Origin of the sequence: Ochrobactrum sp. BTU1 (assembly GCA_018798825.1) — a bacterium.
GTDB lineage: Bacteria > Pseudomonadota > Alphaproteobacteria > Rhizobiales > Rhizobiaceae > Brucella.
The window spans coordinates 55199-77910 of record CP076354.1 but is presented as its reverse complement, the minus strand read 5'-3'; the positions used below and the strand labels follow the sequence as shown (position 1 = coordinate 77910).

Sequence of the window (22712 nt, the reverse complement as noted above, 5' to 3'; positions counted from 1 at the left end):
CACAGAAAAAATGCCGCTTGTCGTCACCGAGCGCACGGCCAATGCGCTGCGCCTGACGGCAGTGGATGCTACAGCTGCAAAGCTCGGTCTTTTCCCCGGCATGGCGCTGACCGATGCGCGAGCGCGGGTGGAAAGACTTGACGTTGCAACAGCCGCACCGGAACGCGATGCAGCGTTGCTCAAGCGTCTTGCCCATTGGTGCGAACGCTACACGCCGCTTATAGCCTTCGACGAGCCGCATGGGCTGATGCTCGACATCACCGGCTGCGCACATCTTTTTGGCGGACTTGCTGCCATGCGTGAGGACGCAATCATGCGGATTGAACGGGCTGACCTGAACATACAGGCGGCAATGGCTGACAACAGCTTTGCCGCACGGCTTCTGGCGCGCGGAACGCGCGGCGGCGTTTTCAGCAAGGCTGGTGTCGACCATTTTTTACCACGCCTGCCGATCAGCTCTCTTGAACTGAACGAGGCTGCTGAGACGGGCCTTAAACGCGCCGGGCTAAAGCGCATTGGCGATGTGATGGCGCTGCCCCGCGCAGCCTTGACTGCTCGTTTTGGAACCGACCTTGCCACCAAGCTTGACCGGCTGGCACGACAGGAGCGCGCACCGATTTCGCCCCTGCGTATCGTGCCGCTCAACATTGCCGAACGCCGCATGTCCGAACCGGTCACGGTGATGGAGCTTGTTGAACAAATTTTGCAGGAGCTGGCGCAGGAGCTGTTTGCACTTCTTGAAGTCGAGGGAAAAGGCGCGCTTCTGATCGAAGCATCCTTCTTCCGTGTCGACGGCGAGGTGCGCCATATCCGTATCGAAACTGGCCAGCCTTTGCGTGAAGATCGGGTATTTCTCAGGCTGGCACGGGAGCGGCTCAAGGCTCTCACCGATCCGCTTGATGCCGGTTTTGGCTTCGACATGATCCGTCTGGCAGCACTTCGCAGCGGAGCAATCGCCCAGCGCCAGACAGGGCTTGATCAGCATGAAGAAGATGAAGCTGGCTTCAGCCAGTTGATCGACCGGCTTTCGGCGCGACTGGGGCAGGAGCGTGTACTGGTTTCCTTCTCGCGCAACACGCATATTCCAGAACGTGCTTTTGGCCTGCGCCCTGCCCTGCGAATCCGCAAAAGCGAAGACTATTATGAAAGCAGCCCAACACTTCCCGATGATCCGCCCCCGCGACCAATCAAACTGTTTCGTCCGCCGCAGCCAATAGAGAGTATTGCAGAAGTACCCGACAGTCCGCCGTCGTTTTTCCTGTGGCGGCGTGTGCGTCATCATGTGCGCCTTGCCGAAGGGCCGGAGCGGATCGAACCGGAATGGTGGCTTTCCATCGGTCATGATGTGCCGAAGCTGCGCGATTATTACCGCGTGGAGGATGATAACGGCCAGCGCTTCTGGATTTTCCGCGAAGGGCTTTATGACGGCTTTAATCATCCGCGCTGGTTTTTGCATGGGCTGTTTGCGTGATGCCCCGCTATTTTGAAATGGCTGTGGCCAGCAACTTTTCTTTCCTGAGTGGCGCATCGCATCCCCAGGAGCTGGTCTTGCAAGCCCACGCACTCGGGCTGTCCGGTATAGGCATTGCTGACCGCAACACGCTGGCCGGTGTGGTTCGCGCTCATGCTGCATGGAAAGATATTCGCGACACATGCGACTTCCGTCTGTTCATCGGCTGCCGCCTTTCCTTCATCGACGGCACGCCAGACATGGTCGTCTATCCGCGTGATCGCGCGGCCTATGGACAATTGTGCCGCCTGCTGACGGATGGCAAACACCGCGCTGTCGCCAAGGGAGAATGCCATCTTGAATGGGGTGATCTGCTATTTCGGGCGCGGCAGTTTCAGATCGCAGTCTTTGCTCCCGATGAAGATGATCCTGATTTTGCTGCACGTCTGACGGAGATCGCACAAGCCGCTCCCGGCTCTGTCTGGCTGGCGCTGACCATGCCGCATCAGGGTCATGACGGACGCCGCGCAGAGCGCATCGCACGCTTTGCAGCGGAAGCGAACGTGCCGTTGCTTGCCACCAATGATGTGCTTTATCACCATACGGATCGCCGTGCGCTGCAAGATGTGCTGACGGCAACACGGCATTACACAACGGTTTTCGCGGCAGGGCGATTGCTTGAAAAGAACGCCGAGCGCCACCTCAAACCACCGCATGAAATGGTGCGCCTGTTCCGCAATTACCCGGCAGCGATTGAGACAACCGCCGATTTTGTAACGCCTATCACATTCAGGCTTGATGAGCTGAGTTATGATTATCCTGATGAGCCAGTGCCACCGGGCAAGACACCACAACAGCATTTGCATGATCTGACATGGGACGGCGCTGCCCAGCATTATGGCGCGGATAGCATACCGCCGAAGGTGCAAGGACTGATCCGTAAGGAACTGGCACTGATAGAACAACTGCAATATGCGGCTTACTTTCTCACCGTCCATGACATCGTGAGCTATGCCCGCGACCAAAAAATTCTTTGTCAGGGGCGAGGATCAGCAGCCAATTCTGTTGTGTGTTTCTGTCTGGGCATAACGGGCGTAGACCCGGCAGAAGTGGATCTTCTGTTTGAGCGTTTCATCTCCGTCGAGCGCAAAGAACCGCCGGACATTGACGTCGATTTCGAGCATGAGCGGCGGGAACAGGTGATGCAATATGTCTATAATCGCTACACGAGAGACCGTGCGGCGATTGTTGCGACCGTCATCAGCTATCGCTCGCGCAGCGCCATCCGCGATGTCGGCAAGGCGCTGGGTCTGACTGAAGATGTGACGGCTGCACTTGCCAACACAGTCTGGGGCATATCGGGTGGCGGTATCGACAAGGAACATATCCGGCAGGCAGGGCTTGATCCTGATAATCCCATCATCCGGCGTGCCGTCGAACTGGCGCTGGAGCTGATCGGTTTTCCACGGCATCTGTCGCAGCATGTGGGCGGGTTTGTGCTGACGCGTGACCGTCTGGACGAGACTGTGCCAATCGGTCCGGCTGCAATGGACAAACGCTCGTTCATTGAATGGGACAAGGACGACATCGACGAAGTCGGTCTGATGAAAGTCGATGTGCTGTCGCTTGGTATGCTCACCTGCATCCGCAAGGCTTTCGACCTCATTCATTCGCACAAACCGCAGCTTTATGGTGGTGAAAAGCTCACACTTGCCACTCTGCCGCGTGAAGACAAAGCCGTTTACGCCATGCTTTGCAAAGGCGATTCGGTCGGCGTGTTTCAGGTTGAAAGCCGCGCACAAATGAACATGCTGCCGCGTTTGCGTCCTCAAGAATATTATGACCTTGTCATTCAGGTGGCCATCGTCCGCCCCGGCCCCATTCAGGGAGATATGGTACATCCTTATTTGAGGCGGCGAAGCGGGCAGGAAAGTGTCACCTATCCCTCGCCTTCCCCCGAACATGGCGAGCCGGACGAGCTGCGAAAAATTCTGGAAAAGACCAAAGGCGTGCCGCTGTTTCAGGAACAGGCCATGCGCATTGCCATTGAGGCCGCGAAATTCACGCCAGATGAAGCCAATCTGTTGCGACGTGCCATGGCGACCTTCCGCAAGATGGGCACCATCCATACCATGGAAACGAAGATGATCGATGGCATGGTCAATCGTGGCTATGATCGGACCTTTGCCGAGAATTGCTTCAACCAGATCAAAGGCTTCGGTGAATATGGCTTTCCGGAGAGCCATGCCGCAAGCTTTGCGCATCTGGTCTATATTTCCGCATGGATCAAATGCCATCATCCAGAGGTGTTTGCGGCAGCGGTCCTCAATTCACAGCCAATGGGGTTTTATGCGCCAGCGCAGATCGTGCGCGATGCCTGTGAGCATGATGTGAGGGCATTGCCTGTCGATGTGAACTTTAGTCAGTGGGACAATATTCTGGCAGGAACGCAGGACGGGAAACTTGCGCTTCGGCTCGGCTTTCGTCAGATCGACGGGTTTTCCAAGCGCAATGCCGAGCTCCTTATGGCAGGCCAACATGATCCTTATCGCAGCATTGAAGACATGCACCGCCGTCTGCGGCTAGACCGGCGCACATTCACTCTCCTTGCTGATGCCGACGCTTTCGGCTCACTCGACATTGACCGCCGTGCCGCATTATGGGCCGTGCGGCGCCTGCCCAATGATGAAACATTGCCGCTGTTCCGTGCTGCTGAAACAAGTGAACTGGCGGAAGAACCGCGCACGAAACTTCCGGAAATGGCTGCTTCCGAACATGTGATTGCCGACTATGAAACGACACGGCTCTCACTTAAAGGCCATCCGCTGCAATATCTGCGTGAAAGATTTTCTGCGGAAAGTGTTTCCACCTGTCGGGCCGTGCAGGAAGGCAAACAGGGAAGCCGCATGAAGGTTGCGGGCATTGTCACCGTGCGCCAGCGCCCCGGCAGCGCCAAGGGTGTGGTGTTTCTAACCATCGAAGATGAAACGGGCATTGCCAATATCGTCGTCTGGCCAAAGATCATGAAGACCTTCCGCCGCGAGGTTATGGGAGCCCGGCTTATTCTTATTGATGGGCAGGTTCAGCGCAGCCCAGAGGGCGTCGTGCATCTGGTGGCGGCAAAAATTCAGGATCGTTCCGCTACACTCATTGAAATGAGCGGGCGCGAACCGCAAAGGCTCATTGCGCCCTCACAAACGACCGCACGTCATCCGCGAAATGTGAAGATTATGCCGAACTCACGCGACTTTCATTAGGATTGAAATCACGTCCCGACAACAAACACCGCACAATAATGAAGTGCTGCGCCAACCACGACAAAGCCATGCCAGATGGCATTTTGAAAACGCAAGCGTTCCCAGACGTGGAAGATCACGCCCAGCGAATAGACCATACCGCCTGCAGCGATCAGCCAGAAGACGGCAGGCGGCAGTGATTGCACCATGGTGTCATAGACCATGACGCCACTCCAGCCGAGCGCCAGATAAAGCAGGATCGATAGACGATCAAAGCGTCCGGGCATGAAGAGTTTGAGAAAGATACCGACAAACGCCACGCTCCAGACAAAGAGAAGCAGCGGCAAGGCGCGATCACCCATATGCATGGCAAAAGGCGTATAAGTGCCAGCAATCAAGAGATAAATGGCCGAATGATCGAAACGGCGCAGAAACCATTTTGTCGGCGAAACCGGCCAGATATTATAAACTGCTGAAATCCCGAGCGCACCCAGAAGACTTGCCAGATAAACGCTCGAAGAAATCGACGTGGCTGCCGACATATTCGGTAGAAAATAGAGCAACATGGCAATTGCACCGGCAAGCGCCAGAGCAACACCCAGCACATGGATGACGCCATCGGCCCAAAGCTCAGCCCGATCATATTTCCATTTAATTGGATAAGGCAGTTTTACATCCATCTCACGCGCTCTTGTCTTCTAAAGGTGGGAACCGGTTTTGGGATAAACCGCGACACGCTTTTGTTAAGACAGCAAACTGCCATCGCTTTGCAGCGTCAAGATGACAGTTTGTCGGATGAACTTATTGCGCGGAAGGCGTATAGGAAGCCTGAATCGGTGCGACACCCGGCAACGGAGCAGCAGCTGCATCTGGCAGAGTTGTCGTTTCGGATGACGCCGCTGCGGCATCGCGGGTTGGGCCACTACGCTTCCAGCTGCCATCAAGTCCGGTTTCCTGCAGCAATCCCTTGCGCTTGGCATCATAATAATAACCGCGTGCATAGAAACGAACAGCTTGGCTTTCGTCTCCACCAGCAACCTTATAGGCGCCGGAGAGGTAACGAACCGCATATTTCAGGTTCGTCTCAGCATCGAGAAGGCCCTTGGCATTGCCCTTGTAGCCCATACCGCGCGCGGTTGGATGACTGATCTGCATCAGACCCCAATATGGTCCATTACGCGCACCCGGATTAAAACGGCTTTCGCGATGCACCACGCGGCGTACCAGACGCTCCGGCACATCATAGGCAACAGAATATTTGGTAATCAGCGCGTCGAGTTCTTCCGGTGCGTGATCAGGTGTTTCAAATGCCATATTGGCAGCCATGGAGGCTGGTGAGGCTTCCGCCTGCGCACCGGCATAAGCCATCATCGGCTCAGACTGACCGCGAATGCCCGGAATCGGCACATTGGTAGGAAGAACCGGGCTTTCGAGCGATGCAACTGCCTGCGTTCCATCAGCAGGAGCAGTCGCGTCAGCAACTGCGGTGGCGCCTGCGACTGGAGTTGCCGTGTCGCCCGATGCAGATACGGTTGCGGTCGTCGTTGAATTTTCAGTCGGCGAAATCAGCGCGGTCTTTGCAGGCTTTCCGTCACTTGTCGTGTTGCAGGCGCTGAGAGCAATTGCACAACCGAGGAGGAGAGCACCTTTAAGAAAGGTTAGAGAAAGCGGCTTTGATGGAGCTTGTGTGCGCATGAGTGACCGATCCTATGAATCGAAATCTTGTTCGATGCGTTTTTCGAGTTCAACCAGATCAGCTGGCAGAGGCATACCTGTGGCTTTGAGCGTGTTAAGCTTCTCACGAACCGTTTCACGAATCTCATGAACGTCCTGCGGCTGGTTTACCATCTGCTCAAAAAGCAGGGCGATTTCCGCTTTGATGTCCTCGAATGCCATAAGACCCTCTTGGCTTGAGCGGTCCGTTTTGCGGCCCGGTTCAGACAATATTCTTTCAATCGATGACAGTCATGTACCACGCAAAATACGCAAAGCGGAAGCCCAGAACGTCAAAGGCGCGTCAAAATGAATATTTCAAAGCGTAATAGAACGATTTTAAGCCTCACAGAATGCGAGGCAGCATCGTATCTATCGCATTGAATTCATGTGCAAAAATTCCGAAGTCGTCAAAACCGAGACCACCATCGGGATCAAACAGATAAATGCTCATCCAGATGAGCGCACATGTCAGCAAAATCGCCAAAATCGTCAGAAGCAGAAGGCGGCGACCGAGAGCTGCCTTCTGGCCCGCTCCCTCAGGTGGGTTCTTATTCATATTCAATCGTCATTCGTGGCATTCAAATCTTCTGGCGGTGTACCATGTTCTGGCTCTGCTGCAAGATAGCCCTGATGCACGAGCGCCTTTCGGAGAATGAGAATAATTGCCTCAGTCTGATTGAGGCCCGGATGCATCTCATGAATGAAACGTTCGAGAGCGTCATGCACGTCAGTGGGGAGATAGGTGCTCATCGTTCCTCCGTTATCAGAGCGCTTTCCAATGAGGCCAGCGCTCCGTCTTTCGTTCTTAGCATTACCCTGCACAAAACTGATGCGCAGTTTTCACCCAAATGCTCGGAGCCCCCTAAGCCAGCCTAGATAACCTTTACAGAAATTGACCCAACGCCGCCCACAGACCCTTCGAGAAGATCACCACGCTGGACAGGTCCGACGCCTGCCGGTGTGCCAGTGTAAATAAGGTCGCCCGGTTGAAGCTCAAACAGAGACGAAAGATAAGAAATCGTTTCGGCAACCTTCCAGATCATCTGATTAAGATCGCCCGACTGGCGGGTTTCTCCATTAATTTTCAGAGAAATTTCAGCCGATTCGGGATGGCCGATTTCCGATACGGGCACAATGGCTGAGCATGGCGCGGAATGCTCAAAAGCTTTCGCCACTTCCCAAGGACGACCCGCCTTCTTTGCAACGGCCTGCAAGTCACGGCGCGTCATGTCGATGCCGACTGTATAGCCATAAACATGGTCCAGTGCCTGTTCGACTGCAATGTCCTTGCCACCTGTTTTGAGAGCCACGACCAGCTCAATCTCATGATGCACGTCTTCGGTCTGCGGCGGGTAGGGAAAATCACCGCCTTCAATCACAAGGCTATCCGGGTTTTTCTGGAAGAAGAAAGGCGGATTGCGCGTTGGATCACCACCCATTTCAATCGCGTGATCGGCATAGTTCTGACCGACGCAATAAATGCGATGCACGGGAAAACGCGCTTCGGTTCCCTTAACCGGCACGAATGGCTGCGGAGAAGGCGCGAAAACATAGTTTGTCATGAAAGGCTGATCCCGTGAGAATATAACTGATATTGAATATCATGCAGGCAGGAATCATCTGCGGCAAGCCTTGGCGGTGCAATTTTCCGTCATGCGTTATTATGCCGTTGTGACGATGTAATTCGCATCGCGTGAGGATGAGACCACGAGTTCGGCATTAGGAATATCATTGGAAAGTGCGCGCTGACGTGCTGCGTCTTCTGTGTGTCCATGATCAAGCCAACGCTGGATGAGGCGACGTTCAAGCTCGGAAAAAGGCACTTCCAGAAAGATCGTCATATCGAAAAACGATGCGAGTTCCGTCCAAGGCTGCTGATTGAGCAAAAGGTAATTGCCTTCCACCAGCAGAATTTGATGATCGGCGCGCACAATTGCTGCGCCAGCGCGTGCAAGATCAAGCGTGCGATCAAAGGCCGGAATGACGACGTCTTCCGAAGCATTTTTCAAACGCCCCAGCAGAGCTGCAAAACCTGCGCAGTCAAAAGTGGGCGGCGACCCTTTACGGCTCCGAAGGCCGCGCTCGTCAAGGATTGCATTGTCCAGATGAAAGCCGTCCATCGGCACAATAACGGCTGGCCCTACCCCGCCTTTATTGATCGCATCCCGCAGATACTCAGAGATCGTCGACTTACCTGCTCCGGGTGGACCAGCAATCGCAACAATCAAACGGCCATCTGTATTCGAAAGCTTTAAGAGAATTTCTTCAGGCAGATTTTCTGTTGGACAAGGCTTCATATGAGGGCACCAGAAATGAAAAATGGAAGTGTTTCTGCAAAACAGCACACAGTTTGTTATTTTCAAACAATAAGTTTGATCTATCTTGTCTTGCAATGACCGCAAAGACTGATCACTTGCTAGTTCAAATCATTGAATCGAACGGGAAAAATATGACCGTCAAGACAGTTGCCACCACGCCCTTTCAGGATCAGCAACCCGGAACATCCGGTCTGCGTAAGAAGGTTCCGGTTTTCCAGCAGCCCAATTATGCTGAAAACTTCATCCAGTCGGTTTTCGATGTGCTGGACGGGTTTGCGGGCAAGACGCTCGTGGTTGGTGGTGATGGTCGCTTCTATAATCGCGAAGTGATCAAGAAAGTCATCAAGATTGCAGCGGCCAACGGTTTCGGCCGCATCATGGTTGGTCAGGGTGGTATTCTCTCCACACCTGCAGCTTCCAACATGATCCGCAAATACAAGGCTTTTGGTGGTCTCATTCTCTCCGCCAGCCACAATCCCGGCGGCCCGAACGAAGATTTTGGCATCAAATACAATATCGGCAATGGCGGTCCTGCGCCTGAAAAGATCACCGAAGCGATCTTTGCGCGCTCGAAGGTGATCGATCAGTACAAGATCATAGAAGCAGCTGATATTGACCTCAACACGCTTGGAACCGCCAAAGTTGGCGACACAGAAATCGTGGTCTTTGATCCAGTCACAGACTACGCCGAACTGATGGAAAGCCTGTTCGACTTTGATGCTATACGCGCCATGATCAAGGGCGGCTTCGGGTTGAAGTTCGATGCCATGCATGCTGTTACCGGCCCATATGCCAAGGAAATTTTTGAGCACCGTCTTGGTGCGCCGGAAGGCAGCGTGATGAACTTCGTTCCGCTGCCAGATTTTGGCGGACATCATCCCGATCCAAATCTCGTTTATGCCAAAGAGCTTTACGACCTTCTTATGTCGGATAATGCACCGGATTTTGGCGCGGCATCGGACGGCGACGGCGACCGCAATCTCATCATCGGACGCGGCATTTTCGTAACCCCTTCCGATTCTTTGGCAATGCTTGCGGCCAATGCGCATCTGGCCCCCGGTTATAAGGACGGCATCAAGGGAATCGCCCGTTCCATGCCAACCAGCGCGGCGGCTGACCGCGTTGCGGAAAAACTCGGCATTGGCATTTACGAGACACCAACCGGCTGGAAATTCTTCGGCAATCTGCTCGACCACGGCAAGGTGACGATCTGTGGTGAGGAAAGCTCCGGCACTGGCTCTGACCATGTGCGCGAGAAAGACGGGCTGTGGGCAGTTCTGCTTTGGCTCAACATTCTGGCGGTGCGCAAGGAAAGCGTGAAAGCCATTGTCGAAGAGCATTGGGCGCGTTTTGGCCGCAACTATTACACCCGTCACGATTATGAAGCTGTTGATTCCGACATCGCAAAAAAGCTGGTTGCTGATCTGCGTGGCAAGCTTGCAAGCCTGCCGGGCACAAGCGTCAACGGTCTGAAGATCGAAAAGGCCGATGATTTCGCCTATCATGATCCAATCGATCATTCGGTAAGCGAACATCAGGGCATACGCATCTATTTTGAAGGCGGTGCGCGTGTCGTTCTGCGTCTTTCCGGCACAGGCACATCGGGTGCCACCATCCGCATCTATATCGAGCGATATGAGGCAGATCAGGCCAAGCATGATCTCGACACGCAGGAAACACTGGCAACGCTGATTGATGCAGCAGAACAAGTTGCCGAGGTAAAAAAGCGTAGTGGACGGACTGAGCCAAGCGTAATCACATAATAAAAAGGGCCCTTACGGGCCCTTCTTTTTTACTCAAACACAATCGCCGGAGCGGGCTTTCCAGCCCCTTCGCCCGACTTCATATTCGCCCAAACCTTGGCCGCGATATCGCGATAGATTTTCGCATGTTCGCTGTCGGGTTCAACGACCGTGATCGGTGTGCCGTTGTCGGAATGCGCGCGCACATCCATATGCAGCGGCACTTCCCCAAGGAATGGCACGTTTAGGCGCTCGGCTTCCTTGCGCGCGCCGCCATGGCCGAAAATGTCATAGCGTTTGCCAGTATCGGGCGCGATGAAATAGCTCATATTCTCGACAATGCCCAAAAGCGGCACATCGACCTTGCGGAACATGGCCAATCCCTTGCGCGCATCAATCAAAGCCAAATCCTGCGGTGTGGAAACAACGACTGCACCCGCCAGCGGCACCTGCTGCGCCATGGTGAGCTGTGCATCACCTGTGCCGGGCGGCATATCGACGACCAGAACGTCGAGATTGCCCCATGCCACTTCGCGCAGCATCTGTGTCAGCGCCGACATGACCATCGGTCCGCGCCAAATCATCGGCGTGTCTTCATCCACCATGAAACCCATCGACATCACCTTGACGCCGTAGTTTTCCATTGGTTTCAGGATGCGGCCTTCAACCGTTTCCGGGCGACCGGAAAGGCCGAGCAGACGTGGCATGGATGGGCCATAAATATCGGCATCAAGAATGCCAACTTTCAGGCCATTTGCGGCCATACCGAGCGCCAGATTGACCGCAGTCGTGGATTTACCGACGCCGCCCTTGCCGGATGCAACAGCAATGATTGCGCCCACGCCGGGAATACCAGGCTTGGCTGCCGGACGTGGTTGCGGTGGTTGGCGATTTGGCGCTGCCGCAGCCTGTGCAGGACGAGGCTGTGGTTTTGGTGGAGGAGGCGCATCATCACTTGTGCGACCGCCCTTCTTTTCCGCAGTCAACGTGACCAGCGCACCAGACACACCCGGGATTTCCTTAACCGCCTTTTCAGCAGCCAAACGCATCGGTTCAAGCCCGTTTGCGCGATCCGCAGGAACCGTGATGGAAAAGAAGACCTTGCCGTCGGCAATGAAAATATCCGACACCAGACCGAGCGACACAACATCGCTTTCGAAATCTGGTCCTGTCACAGCTTTCAGCCGTTCGAGAACCTGTTCACGCGTTACGCCTGACATTATTCCAACCTCGTCTGCGGCAAGCTCTCGGCTTGCCCGCTTTGCATGTCTTGAGATAATGCAGTTTTAGCCAAAAGGCCAATAGAACCAAGCAAAGAGTTTTGAGAGACAGGTGACATAATGGCCAAAGCCATCCACACGATGATACGCGTTCTTGATGAGGAAAAGTCTGTTTCCTTCTATGATCAGGCTTTCGGTCTGAAGATCGCCGAGCGCATCGATTTCGAAAGCTTTACGCTTGTTTATCTGCGCAATGACGAAGCCGACTTCGAAGTAGAGTTGACCATCAACAAGGGGCGTACAGAGCCATATGACCTCGGCGACGGTTATGGCCATTTAGCTTTTGTGGTTGATGAACTTGATGCAGAACATGCTCGTTTCACAGGACTGGGCTTCAAGGTCGGCAAGCTGGTAGACTTTAAGAATGGTGACGTGCAGGTCGCGCGCTTCTTCTTTGTCGAAGATCCGGATGGCTACAAGATCGAAGTCATTCAGCACGGCGGGCGCTATGTTTGAGTAAGGGAATAAGGGGGCGCAGACCTTCTTTGAGCGCAAGCAAAATTCTTGGCTCTGAGCTCCCACCTTATTCTCTACTGCCTTAAGAACGCTTCTATTTGACGCTTGGCAAAGACAGCCACGTTGGAATAGATAAGGTCGATCCTGAAGGAGATTTTTGGGTTGAACACGCGCGCAGTCCAGTTACGGGCAACATTGGCGATACGCATTCTGAGCGTATTGGCACTGATGCTTGTCGCTTTTGGGCACAAGCCTGTTACGCTCGCTTCTCCTGAACAATTGCTGCTTGCAGAATATGTTCTGCCTGATGGCAGTTATCCCGTTCTCTGTATCACTGATCACGCAATCGATCAGGACGGGCATGATCGGGATCAACATCTGCATAACAGTAATATCTGCGATGCCTGCCGTATTTCGTCGGCATTCCTTTGCCCTACCCCCGCACCATCAACGGGTGCTGCACCGAATGTTGCCGCTGCTGACATTGTTGTACCGTCAGAGCCAATCTTACGGCAAACAGCCTATCCACCGTCCGCGCCGCCACAAGCGCCGCCCTTTGCCTGAAATCAATTTTCCTGCGCACGCTTAACAGCGCTGCGTCCCTACATTTGATTATTCAGGTTTCTTACGATGAAAAACACTCGTTTTCTTACATCCGCTATTTCGGTTCTCGCACTTTGCGCTTCAGCCGGCTTTGCCAGTGCCCACTCGTCGCTTGAACAGAGCGAAGCCAAGGCTGGCGGTTTCTACAAGGCGGTTGTCCGCATCCCGCACGGCTGCGAGGGCCAAGCCACGACCGCTGTAAAGATTGAACTGCCAGAAGGTTTTGTTTCAGCTCAGCCACAGCCAAAGGCTGGCTGGAAAGTTGAAACAGCCAAGGGCGACTATGCGCAGAGCTATAAGATCCACGGCAAAGACGTGACCTCCGGCGTAAAGCAGGTCACATGGAGCGAAGGCGAGTTGCCAAGCGACTTCTATGATGAGTTTGTCGTGGTTGGCCAGCTTGCCAAGTTCGATAAGGACACAACCCTTTCCTTCCCGGTCACGCAGTTCTGTGGCACAGATGATTCCGTTGCGTGGACCGAAATTGCTGCTGACGGCCAAAATCCGCATGATCTGAAGAACCCTGCGCCGCAGCTTCGCGTGCTCGTAGCTGCCTCGTCTGATGATCATGCAGGACATGGCGCACATGGGGATCACGCCATGGCACCAACCAAGGTCGGCGATCTTAGCATCAGCGGCCCATCAATCCGCGCCATGGTTCCAGGTGCAAAAGTTGCTGGTGGCTTCCTTACCATCAAAAACGATGGCAAGGATGCAGACAAGCTGGTCAGCGTCACAACAACCGGTGTCAAGCGCGTTGAAATCCATGAAATGAGCATGGAAAATCAGGTCATGAAGATGCGCAAGCTCGACAGCGGCTTGGATATTCCAGCTGGCGAAACGGTTGAGCTGAAATCCGGTGGCTATCACCTGATGTTCATTCAGCCAGACCAGCCTTACAAGGAAGGCGACAAGGTTTCCGCGACGCTGGAATTCGAAAAGGCTGGTAAGGTCGATCTCGAATTTCCTGTGACGCCGCAGAGCGGCAAGTCCGACGATCATTCAAACCACTGATATCGTAAGACACCACAGCATAATTCCTTAAATCTGAATCGGATTGAGGTAAAATTATGCCGTAAATATAGAGTGTTAGAGCCATTTTTTGCGCCCAAAAGGGCGCACGGCGCTCTAGAGCAAAGGGTGGTAACGCGCTTCTCTCCGTGCATTATGCGCCCGTTTGCCGCAACCGCTACCCAATTGTAGCGGTTGCGTTCTTCGTTTATTGCTATAAACATGACTTTTATAGTCTAGAATAATTCTACACTGTTGAAATAATTCACTTTTCTAAAAGCTGAGTAATTGACTCCAGATCAATTTAGAGCTTTTATGCGCGAGAGTTATTTTGTGCAGCCTTTGATGTTTGGGCCTTGAACCCGTTCGATTGGAGGACCTATGATCGGTCTCAGTGAGTGCCGGTCCGCAAATGTGGATGGGTTGCCTTGGCAACTTCATCTTATGCCGACCGGATATTGCAATGCGCGAGGGGAAACAGAACGCCTCGCGAAGCAAAAGCAGCAAAGCTGCGCGTCAGTTCGTACCTCTGAGTGGAGGCGAACATGAATATGCGCATAACAGAGCTGAACGGCGCCAACAGCGTGGGCTATTATGATCGCCTGCCTGAGAAGCTGGTGCTGGAAGGCTATCGCCGCTGGACAGCTGGTTTTGAAACCGGATCGATCATTCCTTGGGAAATGACCTGGGGCCTCTATTCGGAATTGCTTGGACCATCGGAAGCAAAGCGTGCTGTGGGGGAGCTCTCGCAGTTCATCCGCGTGCTGCGTCATTGTGCAAGCTGCCAGCTACGCGCCTTTCCATTCGATTCACAGCATGTCTGCCGAGAAGAGTGCCTGACGCTGGGCCTGATTTCAGGCGTTCAGAATCAGGATGGCTTACTGCTCCAAACATGCCTTGAAGCAATCGCCTGCAAACGGCGTTGCGACGATGTGGCAGATGCAGCCCGCAGTTTTGCCGATACTTTGGCCGATTTCGGACAGACTTTGTTGCCAATACCGATTCACGCCATCGACAGTGCTTTGAACATAAACCGGCGCGCGACCTTTCACTGATTTCAGGAACGCTGCGTAGGAAATGAATTTGATTTAGGCCGCAGAAAGCGGCGCGAGGAGAACGAAAATGCAAGCCAGAACCGAACGACGCCTCGGCTTTGTTGCTGCTATCGCACTTACGACGGCAGCCTTTGCCATGCCAGCAATATCGACCCAGATGGCGCAGGATACGACTGCATCAACCACCCTTCATGCATCGGTCGACAGCATGAAGATCGAGCTTTCTCGCCTTGTTGCTTTTGCCGACACCGCGACCAAGCCGGTTCATTACGAATAAGCGAAAGCAACGATCAGCCGGGCGAAACGCCTCCAGTCCGTCCGGTAAAAACGAGAGCGCGTACATAGATCATATGTGCGCGCTCTATTTTTTGCCCATCGGTGAACCGATCATCCAACGATGATCGGTGCTTGCCCCTGAACACGATTATAAAGATCGATGATGTCCTGGTTCATCAAACGGATACAGCCCGAGGACATGGACTGACCAATCGACCACCATTCCGGCGACCCATGGATGCGGTAGCCGGTGTCGCGGCCATTCTGGAAGATATAAAGCGCACGCGCGCCCAGCGGATTTTGCGGCCCAGGCTCCTGACCATTGCGGTATTTTTCAAGCTCTGGCTTGCGCTGAATCATTTCCGGCGGAGGCGTCCAGCGCGGCCATTGCTTCTTGTATTGAACATTGGCGCGGCCCTGCCATTCAAAGCCAGCCTTACCGATGCCGACGCCATACCGCAGCGCTTCGCCACCCGGGAGAACGTAATACAGAAAGTGATCCTTGGTGCTAACCACGATGGTTCCAGGCGCCTCGCCTGTCGGATCAGGCACGATCTGACGGCGAAATTCTTTCGGCACTTTCTGATATGGAATGGCTGGAAGCGCATAAGGCCCTTCCTGCACCGAAGCATACATCACATCCGGCGTCGTAATGTTCTTATCGACACTGATCTGCGGACGCATCGGCGAAATGCCGCTTGTGGACATCGGGTCGATGTTCATCTGAAAAGCAGACATGTCCATGGTTTGCGAACAGCCCGCGACACCGCCAAGCATGGCAGCGCCGGTGCCCAGCAGAAAATGACGACGGCTTAATTTCTCACTCAACTTAGACATACAAATCGTCCAACTCGAAACAATCGGCAAAATGCCCTTTTATCGTCCCAACAATTTGCGTCCTTATGGTTGAGGAAGCGTTAAATCACTCGCGTAAACGTTAAGAAAAATGGTTACTGTGAGGTCGATAAAATAAAGGCCGGGGAGATACCCGGCCTTTGGATCAAGCTTTACTGATCGATCAGTAATCTTTTTCGTAGAAGATACCGCCGCTGGAATCGCCTTCTGATCCAAGCGCGCCCTTGACCTTCAGGTTGCGGGAAATGTCCAGATTGACGGTGCCCTTGGTCGATCCGCCAGAACCGGCTTCAACACCCAGATAAATATTGTCCCGAATATAGCGACCCGCACGGACGGCAGTTTCGCCCTTGCTGTCAGTCACGACATCAATATCGTCGAGACCCGTGCCCTGACGCAGTTTACCCATCAGCGAGTTGTTGGAACCGCCGGCCAGTTCTGCCGCTGCTGCAGCAAGCTGTGCAATCTGAAACGCCGACAATTCGCCGATTGAGCGCTTGAAGATCAGATGCGCCAACACCTCGTCCTGCGGCAATTCCGGTGAAGACGAGAACACGATATTGAGATTATCGACGGTGCCGGTCACCGTAACAATTGCCGTGATGTCATCGCCTTCACTGCGTGCAACGAAGTTGATTTGCGGATTAAGGTCGCCAACAAGTGTGACATGTCCTTCATCGAAGGTAATGCGCTGGCCGAGAATGCCAATACGACCGCGAATAAGATCAAATGAGCCAACGGGCTGGATGCCGGTCACAGGACCTGTCAGCCGTACGCGACCGCCAAGCTCAGTATCAATGCCACGACCACGAACAAATATCTGGTTTGGCGCGTTTACAACGACATCAAGACGCGGAACTGTCGGGCGCGCAGTGGGCGTCGGCACCTTGCTGCGGCGCGTTTCCACTTTAGCGCGATCGAGCGTCGCCTGAACGTTCTTGGGCGTATTAATATGACGCACCGGAACATAGGTTGCGCCCCCGCCAAGATTTTCCGGCACAGTAATTTCGGCACGATCCACATCGATGCGGCCTGCAATCAGCGGATCACGCATCAGCGGCCCGGAGATCGTAATACCACCATTCACCGTTGCCACCACCAGCTTGCCGTCGGCATAGCGCGCACGATCAAGCTTGATATCGATATTGGCCGGGAAGTTGGCTGCAGCGTTAGTCGAGATCGTACCAGTTGCAGAAATCGCGCCACCGCTACCAAAGGCTGCATTGACCTGACGGAGTGTGATGGTTTCACCCTCCATCGCGCCCATAATATTGATGTTGTTCAGACGAACATTGGTTTCAGGATCGATAAACTGCGCACCTGACGCCGAGAACATCCCGCGAAGCTGTGGCTTATCAAATCCGCCTGAAACACTTGCCGTCAACGAAAGCGTACCGCTTGCCTGCGCACCACGGTCCGCGAGGAAGCGGTTGGCGAGTGCTAGTGGAAGGCTGCCAGAAACATTGACACCAAGGCCCTGCCCCGAGAATGGAACCTTGCCGTTGGCTGTGACATTGAGGCCCTGCGGACCATCAACAGTCAGCGAAGAAATATCGACCGCCTTTGCCGCATAGTTACCAGCCGCCTGCAGGCTCAGCGGCGCAAGGCCGTTGTCGCGCAGAGGCTTTGCCGCCAGTCCTGTGCCACGCAGATTGAAGCTTGCAGCAGGATTGGTCAAAGGTCCGGTGACACGCGCTGTACCCGTGACATTACCCGCAAGGTCCTGCCCTTTCACAGCGCCATTCAGTGCAGTCAGTGGCAGGTTGGCGAGATTGATATCGACCGCCATATCGCCCTGTCCGAGCGGAACACCACCCTTTGCGGTCACATCAATGCCACCACCACCAGTAACATGAGCATCCACATTCAGACGATTATTATCCGAGCTACCCTTGGCATCAGCATTGAGCGGCGCGATGCCCTGATCTTTTAGCTGTGCCGCCGTGACGCCCCGCGCGGCAATATCGAAAGCCGCATTCGGCTTCTCACGCGTTCCTGTGACGCGAGCCGTGCCATTGAGCGTGCCGCCAAGACCAAGATCAGGTTTGAAGGTATTGGCGAGCGCCAAAGGCAGATTGGAAAGTGCAACCGAAAGATCGAGACGCTCTCCAATCGCACCATTGACCTTTACCTGACCGTCACCGGTATTGACGATGATATCGCCAAACGAAATGTCACTGCCTTTCATGGCAATGGTTGCAGGCGCTGCTAGTACCGCTGAAAGTGAACCCTGCTTCACATCGGCAGATGTCAGCCCCAGCTCAAAACCACCATCCTTCGGCTCCAGCGAACCGGATGCATTGGCCAAAGTGCCAATCTTGAGCTTGGTGCTCGCAGTGAATTCGGTCTTTGTTCCTGTTGCATTGGCCTTTGCATCAAAATTGTCGATGCCGAAAGTGCCAACGAGAATATCGCGCGCTGCCGCTGTGCCATCGACGACCGGCACACCAAACAGATCCTGGGCCGTTAGCGCAATATCAGCCGAAGCAATGTGATTACCATTGATCTTGAGACTATTGGCCTTGGCATTAACAGTTGCATTCTGGCGTTCGCCATTGGCATCGAGCGTAATGTCGGCATTCGCCGCACCCGTTGCATCGGCGAGGAAAAGTGCCGCGGCTGTCGAGATATCCGGTGCATCCACATTGAGTTGGCCAGCAAGCAAGCCTTTGGCATTCTGTGTAACATTGCCGGAAAGATGCGCGCCGCCTGCATTGAATACGAGGTTGGTCAGACGCTTCTCATCATTGACGATATCGATTAGTGACCCGAGATCAATCTTCTCGCCATTGAGGAACGCACTGCCTGCAAGCTTGCCCGAAAGCGATGCGCCCGTCGTTGCATTGCCGTCCAGAAGCGCGTTGAAGTCGAGAGCACCATCGGCGAGCTTGCGGTCGGCAAGCGTGCCCTGTGGTGCATCGGCACGAAGGGCCAAAGCAATAAGCTTATCATCGCCACGCGCGCTACCCTTGATCGTCATGCGACCGGAAGCTTTGTCGGACAGAAGCTTGAGATCAGACAGCATGACGCCAAAATCGAAATCGGCTTTATCGGATGCAAATGAGCCATTGGCAGTGATTTCGCTCAGCTCATTGCCGATGCGGAAATCACGCGCGGAAAATCCTTCCGCGCTGCGCCCCAGAGCGCCACTGAGACGGACTTCACCGTCGAGGATATTATCCACGGCTTCGGTGCCGGTACGCATGTTCTGCGCTGTACCATCAAGATTGAGCTGGAATGCGCCGCTGATCGGCCTGACAATGCCGGATGCCTTCACGTCAATGCTGCCAGCCAGATCACGTCCGGCGAGCTCGGCATAAGGAGCAAGGCTCGCAACCTTGGCAATGATATCGCCGTTGAATGCAAAGTCATCAATGTTGCCCTGAAGCTCAAGGCTCAGACCATTGCCCTCGATGCTTGCCTTGGCGAGCTCAACAGCCGAGCCGGCGCGCCAGCCGCCCGCAATCGCCAGATCGATTTTCTGACCCAGCGCTTCGGCAACTTTTGCATCCGTTGCATCAATACCGCTGATGCCGCCGTTCACATTGAAAGTGACATGGCGATTTGTAATATCACCAAGATTTTCAGCAACGCCGCCCATATCCAGCACGATACTGGAAGCAGATACGGTTGCATTCTTGAAACCTGAAACCGCAAGCTTACCCGTCCAGTCATTGTTTGGACGATCACCATAAGAGATTTGCAGTGTGGCGTTGTTGATAGTCGTATCACCACCCTTGACTGGCAGGAGCACCTCGCCCTTGCTGTCATCCTGAATGGCCGCATCAACGCGAAGCTTGTTCAGGAAGCCATCATTTCCGGATTCAGCTGAAGCTTTTATCTTCAAAGCGGCGGTATTCAACGCCAGATCATCAAGGCGGAAGCCACCGCCGTCTTTCAGCAAACCATTGGCGACAAGTGCAGTCTCTGCACCAAAGAAGTCGCGAAATGCTGGCGGAACCAGAACCGCGATAGGTCCATCGACACGCGTTGCAAAAACACGCCCATCAGCCTGACGAACCAGCGTAAAGCCGCCGGTGAGCGTACGGCTGCCATTGGTATCAAGAGCCAGATCGATCTTGAGGTCGTCGAGCGTGCCATTGCCGGTCAGCGTTAGATCAACAGGCGGACGGCCATCAATATTGAGCACATTGGCAACAATACCATTGGCCGGTTCCGCGACCTTCAGATCGAGATCAAGCTTCTGATCGGCATTGGCATAAGCTGCCCGGAGCGAAAAATTGCCACCCGGACCATCAAGGCGCTTGATATTGAAAGCGGAATTCAGCGATCCATCGGCCAGCGACAGATTACCGTTGAGCGAAACTTCCGATTGCAGACCGAAAATATCCTGACCAAAGTGCAGGCTTGAGACGTCGAGGCTGTCGATATTGATCGAAAGCGGCAGTTCCGGCAGGCTGAAGCTTGATGATTCAGGCGAAGGCAGACTGTTATCCGGCAACGGCTTGCGGATCAGGTCAATACGCTCTGCCACCAGCGACTGAATGCTGAGTCGGCCAGTGAACAGCGCCGTGCGGCTCCAGTTGAGTTTTGCATTTTCAATTCGCAGCCATACACCTTCACGGTCGGCAATGGTAATTGCGCCGACACTCGCTTCAGATGACAGAAGACCGCTCAGACCCGAAAACTGGATACGACGGTTTGGCGCGGAAAGCTTGCTCTCCACGAAAGAAATGAAATACGACTTTTCCTCTTCCGCCTGCTCCTGCGCGACCACAGGAATGGCGAAGAGAATGAAGACTAAGAGTGCAAGAAATCTGGTCAAAACGCCTGTCCTATGCCTACGTAGAATGCATAGCTCGGATCGCCCGAGCGGCGGTTAAGCGGAAGTGCGACGTCGAGGCGGATCGGCCCAAGCCCCGTCAGATAGCGTAAGCCGAGACCCGCGCCGACACGCATTTCTTCCGAAAAATCTGGATAGGATTGCTCACCCACATAGCCCGCATCGACAAAGCCAACAACACCGATGGAATCGGTGACGCGTGCGCGCACTTCACCCGATGTTTCAACCAGCGAGCGGCCACCGATGACATCGCCCGTCGATGTTTCAACACCGACACCGCGATAGGAATAGCCACGGATGGAGCCACCGCCACCCGCAAGGAACAGCTGGTTGGGCGGCAGATCTGCAATATCGGCACCAACAACCGAACCGACCTTTACGCGACCTGCGAGAATCACGCGGTTTGTTGCTCCAAACCCGTAATAGGCACGGCCCTCAGCTGTAAAACGGGTTGCAAAATTGCCGCGTTGAAACTCGTAGAACGGCTGAATATTGCCTTCGAGATAGACACCGGAGCTTGGGTCGGGCTTGTTGTTACGGCCATCATAAAGAAGATTGCCTTCAAGCCCGACTGTCGTGAATTCACGGGTTCCGAAATAATCGTCATCGAAGCGGCCATGGCTGGCCTTGGCATAAAGCGCCCCCGAAAGCTCATCACTGAAAATCTGCGTGAAGCCGGTCTTCGCATTGATCGATGTTTCGGTATAAGCGTCGAGCACTTCACGCTTTGCATCGAGTGCTGCAACGAAATCCGTATCCGGCGTATAAACCCCAGGCTTTGTGAAGCTGGTGCCCAGCGTATAGGTAAAGTTGGCCGGATCGAACGAGTTGTCTTGTGAGCCACCTACACCACTGACCTTGGCATCAAAGCGCAAACGTTCGCCTCTGCCGAAAAGGTTGCGGTGCATCCAGTATCCGGTGACGCCGAAGCCATCAAGCGTTGAATATTCTGCACCAAAACCAAAGCGACGTGGTTTGCGCTCCTGAACATTGAGCGTCATTGGCAGACTGCCATCCGCCTCAATTTTCTCGGCTTCCTCGAAATTCATCGCACGGAAGACTTCCATGCGACCAAGCCGCTTTTTAGCCTTCTCTATATCGTCAGGATCGTATTCCTGTCCCGGCTTCAAGCCCGTCATCCAGGCCACGAATTGCGGGTCCATACGCGCTGTACCAACCACACTCACAGGACCGTAATGCGCCTTACGACCCGGATCGAGCGAAACGTCAGCGGCAAGTGTATTGCCGTCGTGATCCGCAACAATGTCTTCACCGGTTACTTTTGCCTTCGCATAGCCCTGCTGACGCCAGGCCTCGACTGCCAGACGCTCTGCCTTCAGGATCGTACCTGAACGGGCAACCTGACCGGGTGCAAAGCCAGCTTCTTCCGGCGACTGCACTTTATCGCGCTTGTCGACAGGCGGCGGCGCTATGTTGGAAATTGCTGTGCGCGAGAACAAAAACTGAGGACCGGGATCAACTGAAATGTCAATCTTGGCATTGTCTGGGATAACGGCATCAACGGGAATATCATTGGCTTCACGACCATCAACCTTGATGGAGATCGTGCCACCATATCGACCTTCGCCATATAGCGCTGATAGAATGCGGCGATAATCGCCACGCGCCTTGGCCAAAAGCCCTGCTGAACCTGATGCTGGCTTATCTTCATCCGATACGAGGCCAGAAGCGCCTTCGATAACGGATTTCACGTCAGCATCGCTACCGTCAGCATTTTTGCGACTACCCGTTGCCTCAACGTTGACTGAATAATGTTTGGGATCGGAGATAACCGCAGCGGCATCCTCCGTCTTATCCTTGCCCCAGAGACGGACGCCAAAAATCTCAAACGCCAATGCAGGCGACACCGTCATCGAAGCAAATTGCACCGCAAGCGCGAGCACAATAAG

Annotated in this window: 19 protein-coding genes; 8 read left to right on the top strand and 11 right to left on the bottom strand. The window is 54.2% G+C overall.

Going from position 1 to position 22712, the window contains the following annotated elements; genetic code table 11:
* Positions 1-10 precede the first annotated feature (10 nt).
* Both KMS41_00340 and KMS41_00335 read left to right on the top strand, forming a co-directional pair.
* Positions 11-1471 (top strand): DNA polymerase Y family protein, encoded by a 1461-nt coding sequence (locus tag KMS41_00340; protein QWK78724.1) that lies wholly within the window; start codon positions 11-13, stop codon positions 1469-1471.
* Positions 1471-4707: an error-prone DNA polymerase gene (locus KMS41_00335; GenBank protein ID QWK77733.1), complete on the top strand. Its 3237-nt coding sequence runs from the start codon at positions 1471-1473 to the stop codon at positions 4705-4707. Before KMS41_00340 ends, KMS41_00335 begins: the two co-directional genes overlap by 1 nt.
* A gap of 8 nt (positions 4708-4715) precedes the next feature.
* On the opposite strand, the gene KMS41_00330 is transcribed toward KMS41_00335, so the two are convergent.
* The 7 genes from KMS41_00330 to KMS41_00300 form a co-directional block, all read right to left on the bottom strand.
* Positions 4716-5366 (bottom strand): hemolysin III family protein, encoded by a 651-nt coding sequence (locus KMS41_00330; protein QWK77732.1) that lies wholly within the window; start codon positions 5364-5366, stop codon positions 4716-4718.
* Positions 5367-5487: 121 nt separating this feature from the next.
* Complete coding sequence (locus tag KMS41_00325) at positions 5488-6381, bottom strand: lytic transglycosylase domain-containing protein (protein ID QWK77731.1); 894 nt, start codon at positions 6379-6381, stop codon at positions 5488-5490.
* 12 nt (positions 6382-6393) lie between these two features.
* On the bottom strand, positions 6394-6582 hold the full coding sequence (locus KMS41_00320; protein ID QWK77730.1) for a hypothetical protein: 189 nt from the start codon (positions 6580-6582) through the stop codon (positions 6394-6396).
* Between the two features lie 163 nt (positions 6583-6745).
* Positions 6746-6958 carry a hypothetical protein gene (locus tag KMS41_00315; protein QWK77729.1) on the bottom strand — a complete coding sequence of 71 codons (213 nt, stop codon included), beginning with the start codon at positions 6956-6958 and terminating at the stop codon, positions 6746-6748.
* Positions 6959-6960: 2 nt separating this feature from the next.
* Entirely contained in the window at positions 6961-7152 is a 192-nt protein-coding gene (locus KMS41_00310) for a hypothetical protein (GenBank protein QWK77728.1), read from the bottom strand.
* Between the two features lie 122 nt (positions 7153-7274).
* Complete coding sequence (locus KMS41_00305; protein QWK77727.1) at positions 7275-7964, bottom strand: fumarylacetoacetate hydrolase family protein; 690 nt, start codon at positions 7962-7964, stop codon at positions 7275-7277.
* A gap of 99 nt (positions 7965-8063) precedes the next feature.
* Positions 8064-8699 (bottom strand): nucleoside/nucleotide kinase family protein, encoded by a 636-nt coding sequence (locus KMS41_00300; GenBank protein QWK77726.1) that lies wholly within the window; start codon positions 8697-8699, stop codon positions 8064-8066.
* Positions 8700-8851: 152 nt separating this feature from the next.
* On the opposite strand from KMS41_00300, the gene KMS41_00295 reads away from it, so the two are divergent.
* Positions 8852-10483 (top strand): alpha-D-glucose phosphate-specific phosphoglucomutase, encoded by a 1632-nt coding sequence (locus tag KMS41_00295; GenBank protein QWK77725.1) that lies wholly within the window; start codon positions 8852-8854, stop codon positions 10481-10483.
* Positions 10484-10512: 29 nt separating this feature from the next.
* Here the strand turns inward: KMS41_00295 and apbC are convergent, their stop codons facing one another.
* Positions 10513-11682, bottom strand: coding sequence for an iron-sulfur cluster carrier protein ApbC (gene apbC / locus KMS41_00290; GenBank protein ID QWK77724.1), 1170 nt, complete (start codon positions 11680-11682; stop codon positions 10513-10515).
* Positions 11683-11802: 120 nt separating this feature from the next.
* Between apbC and KMS41_00285 the strand changes: the two genes are divergently transcribed.
* From KMS41_00285 to KMS41_00265, 5 genes are all read left to right on the top strand, one after another.
* Positions 11803-12198, top strand: a complete 396-nt coding sequence (locus KMS41_00285) for a VOC family protein (protein QWK77723.1) — start codon at positions 11803-11805, stop codon at positions 12196-12198.
* A gap of 162 nt (positions 12199-12360) precedes the next feature.
* The gene (locus KMS41_00280) at positions 12361-12762 is read left to right on the top strand and encodes a hypothetical protein (GenBank protein QWK77722.1); all 402 of its coding nucleotides are present in this window, start codon (positions 12361-12363) and stop codon (positions 12760-12762) included.
* 66 nt (positions 12763-12828) lie between these two features.
* Positions 12829-13815: a DUF1775 domain-containing protein gene (locus tag KMS41_00275; GenBank protein ID QWK77721.1), complete on the top strand. Its 987-nt coding sequence runs from the start codon at positions 12829-12831 to the stop codon at positions 13813-13815.
* Between the two features lie 542 nt (positions 13816-14357).
* Positions 14358-14867, top strand: a complete 510-nt coding sequence (locus KMS41_00270; protein QWK77720.1) for a hypothetical protein — start codon at positions 14358-14360, stop codon at positions 14865-14867.
* Positions 14868-14934: 67 nt separating this feature from the next.
* Positions 14935-15144, top strand: coding sequence for a hypothetical protein (locus KMS41_00265; protein ID QWK77719.1), 210 nt, complete (start codon positions 14935-14937; stop codon positions 15142-15144).
* Between the two features lie 110 nt (positions 15145-15254).
* Here the strand turns inward: KMS41_00265 and KMS41_00260 are convergent, their stop codons facing one another.
* The 3 genes from KMS41_00260 to KMS41_00250 form a co-directional block, all read right to left on the bottom strand.
* Positions 15255-15980 (bottom strand): L,D-transpeptidase, encoded by a 726-nt coding sequence (locus tag KMS41_00260; GenBank protein ID QWK77718.1) that lies wholly within the window; start codon positions 15978-15980, stop codon positions 15255-15257.
* Positions 15981-16161: 181 nt separating this feature from the next.
* Complete coding sequence (locus KMS41_00255; protein ID QWK77717.1) at positions 16162-20784, bottom strand: translocation/assembly module TamB; 4623 nt, start codon at positions 20782-20784, stop codon at positions 16162-16164.
* Positions 20781-22706 carry an autotransporter assembly complex protein TamA gene (locus KMS41_00250; protein QWK78723.1) on the bottom strand — a complete coding sequence of 642 codons (1926 nt, stop codon included), beginning with the start codon at positions 22704-22706 and terminating at the stop codon, positions 20781-20783. Before KMS41_00250 ends, KMS41_00255 begins: the two co-directional genes overlap by 4 nt.
* Positions 22707-22712: the final 6 nt, after the last annotated feature.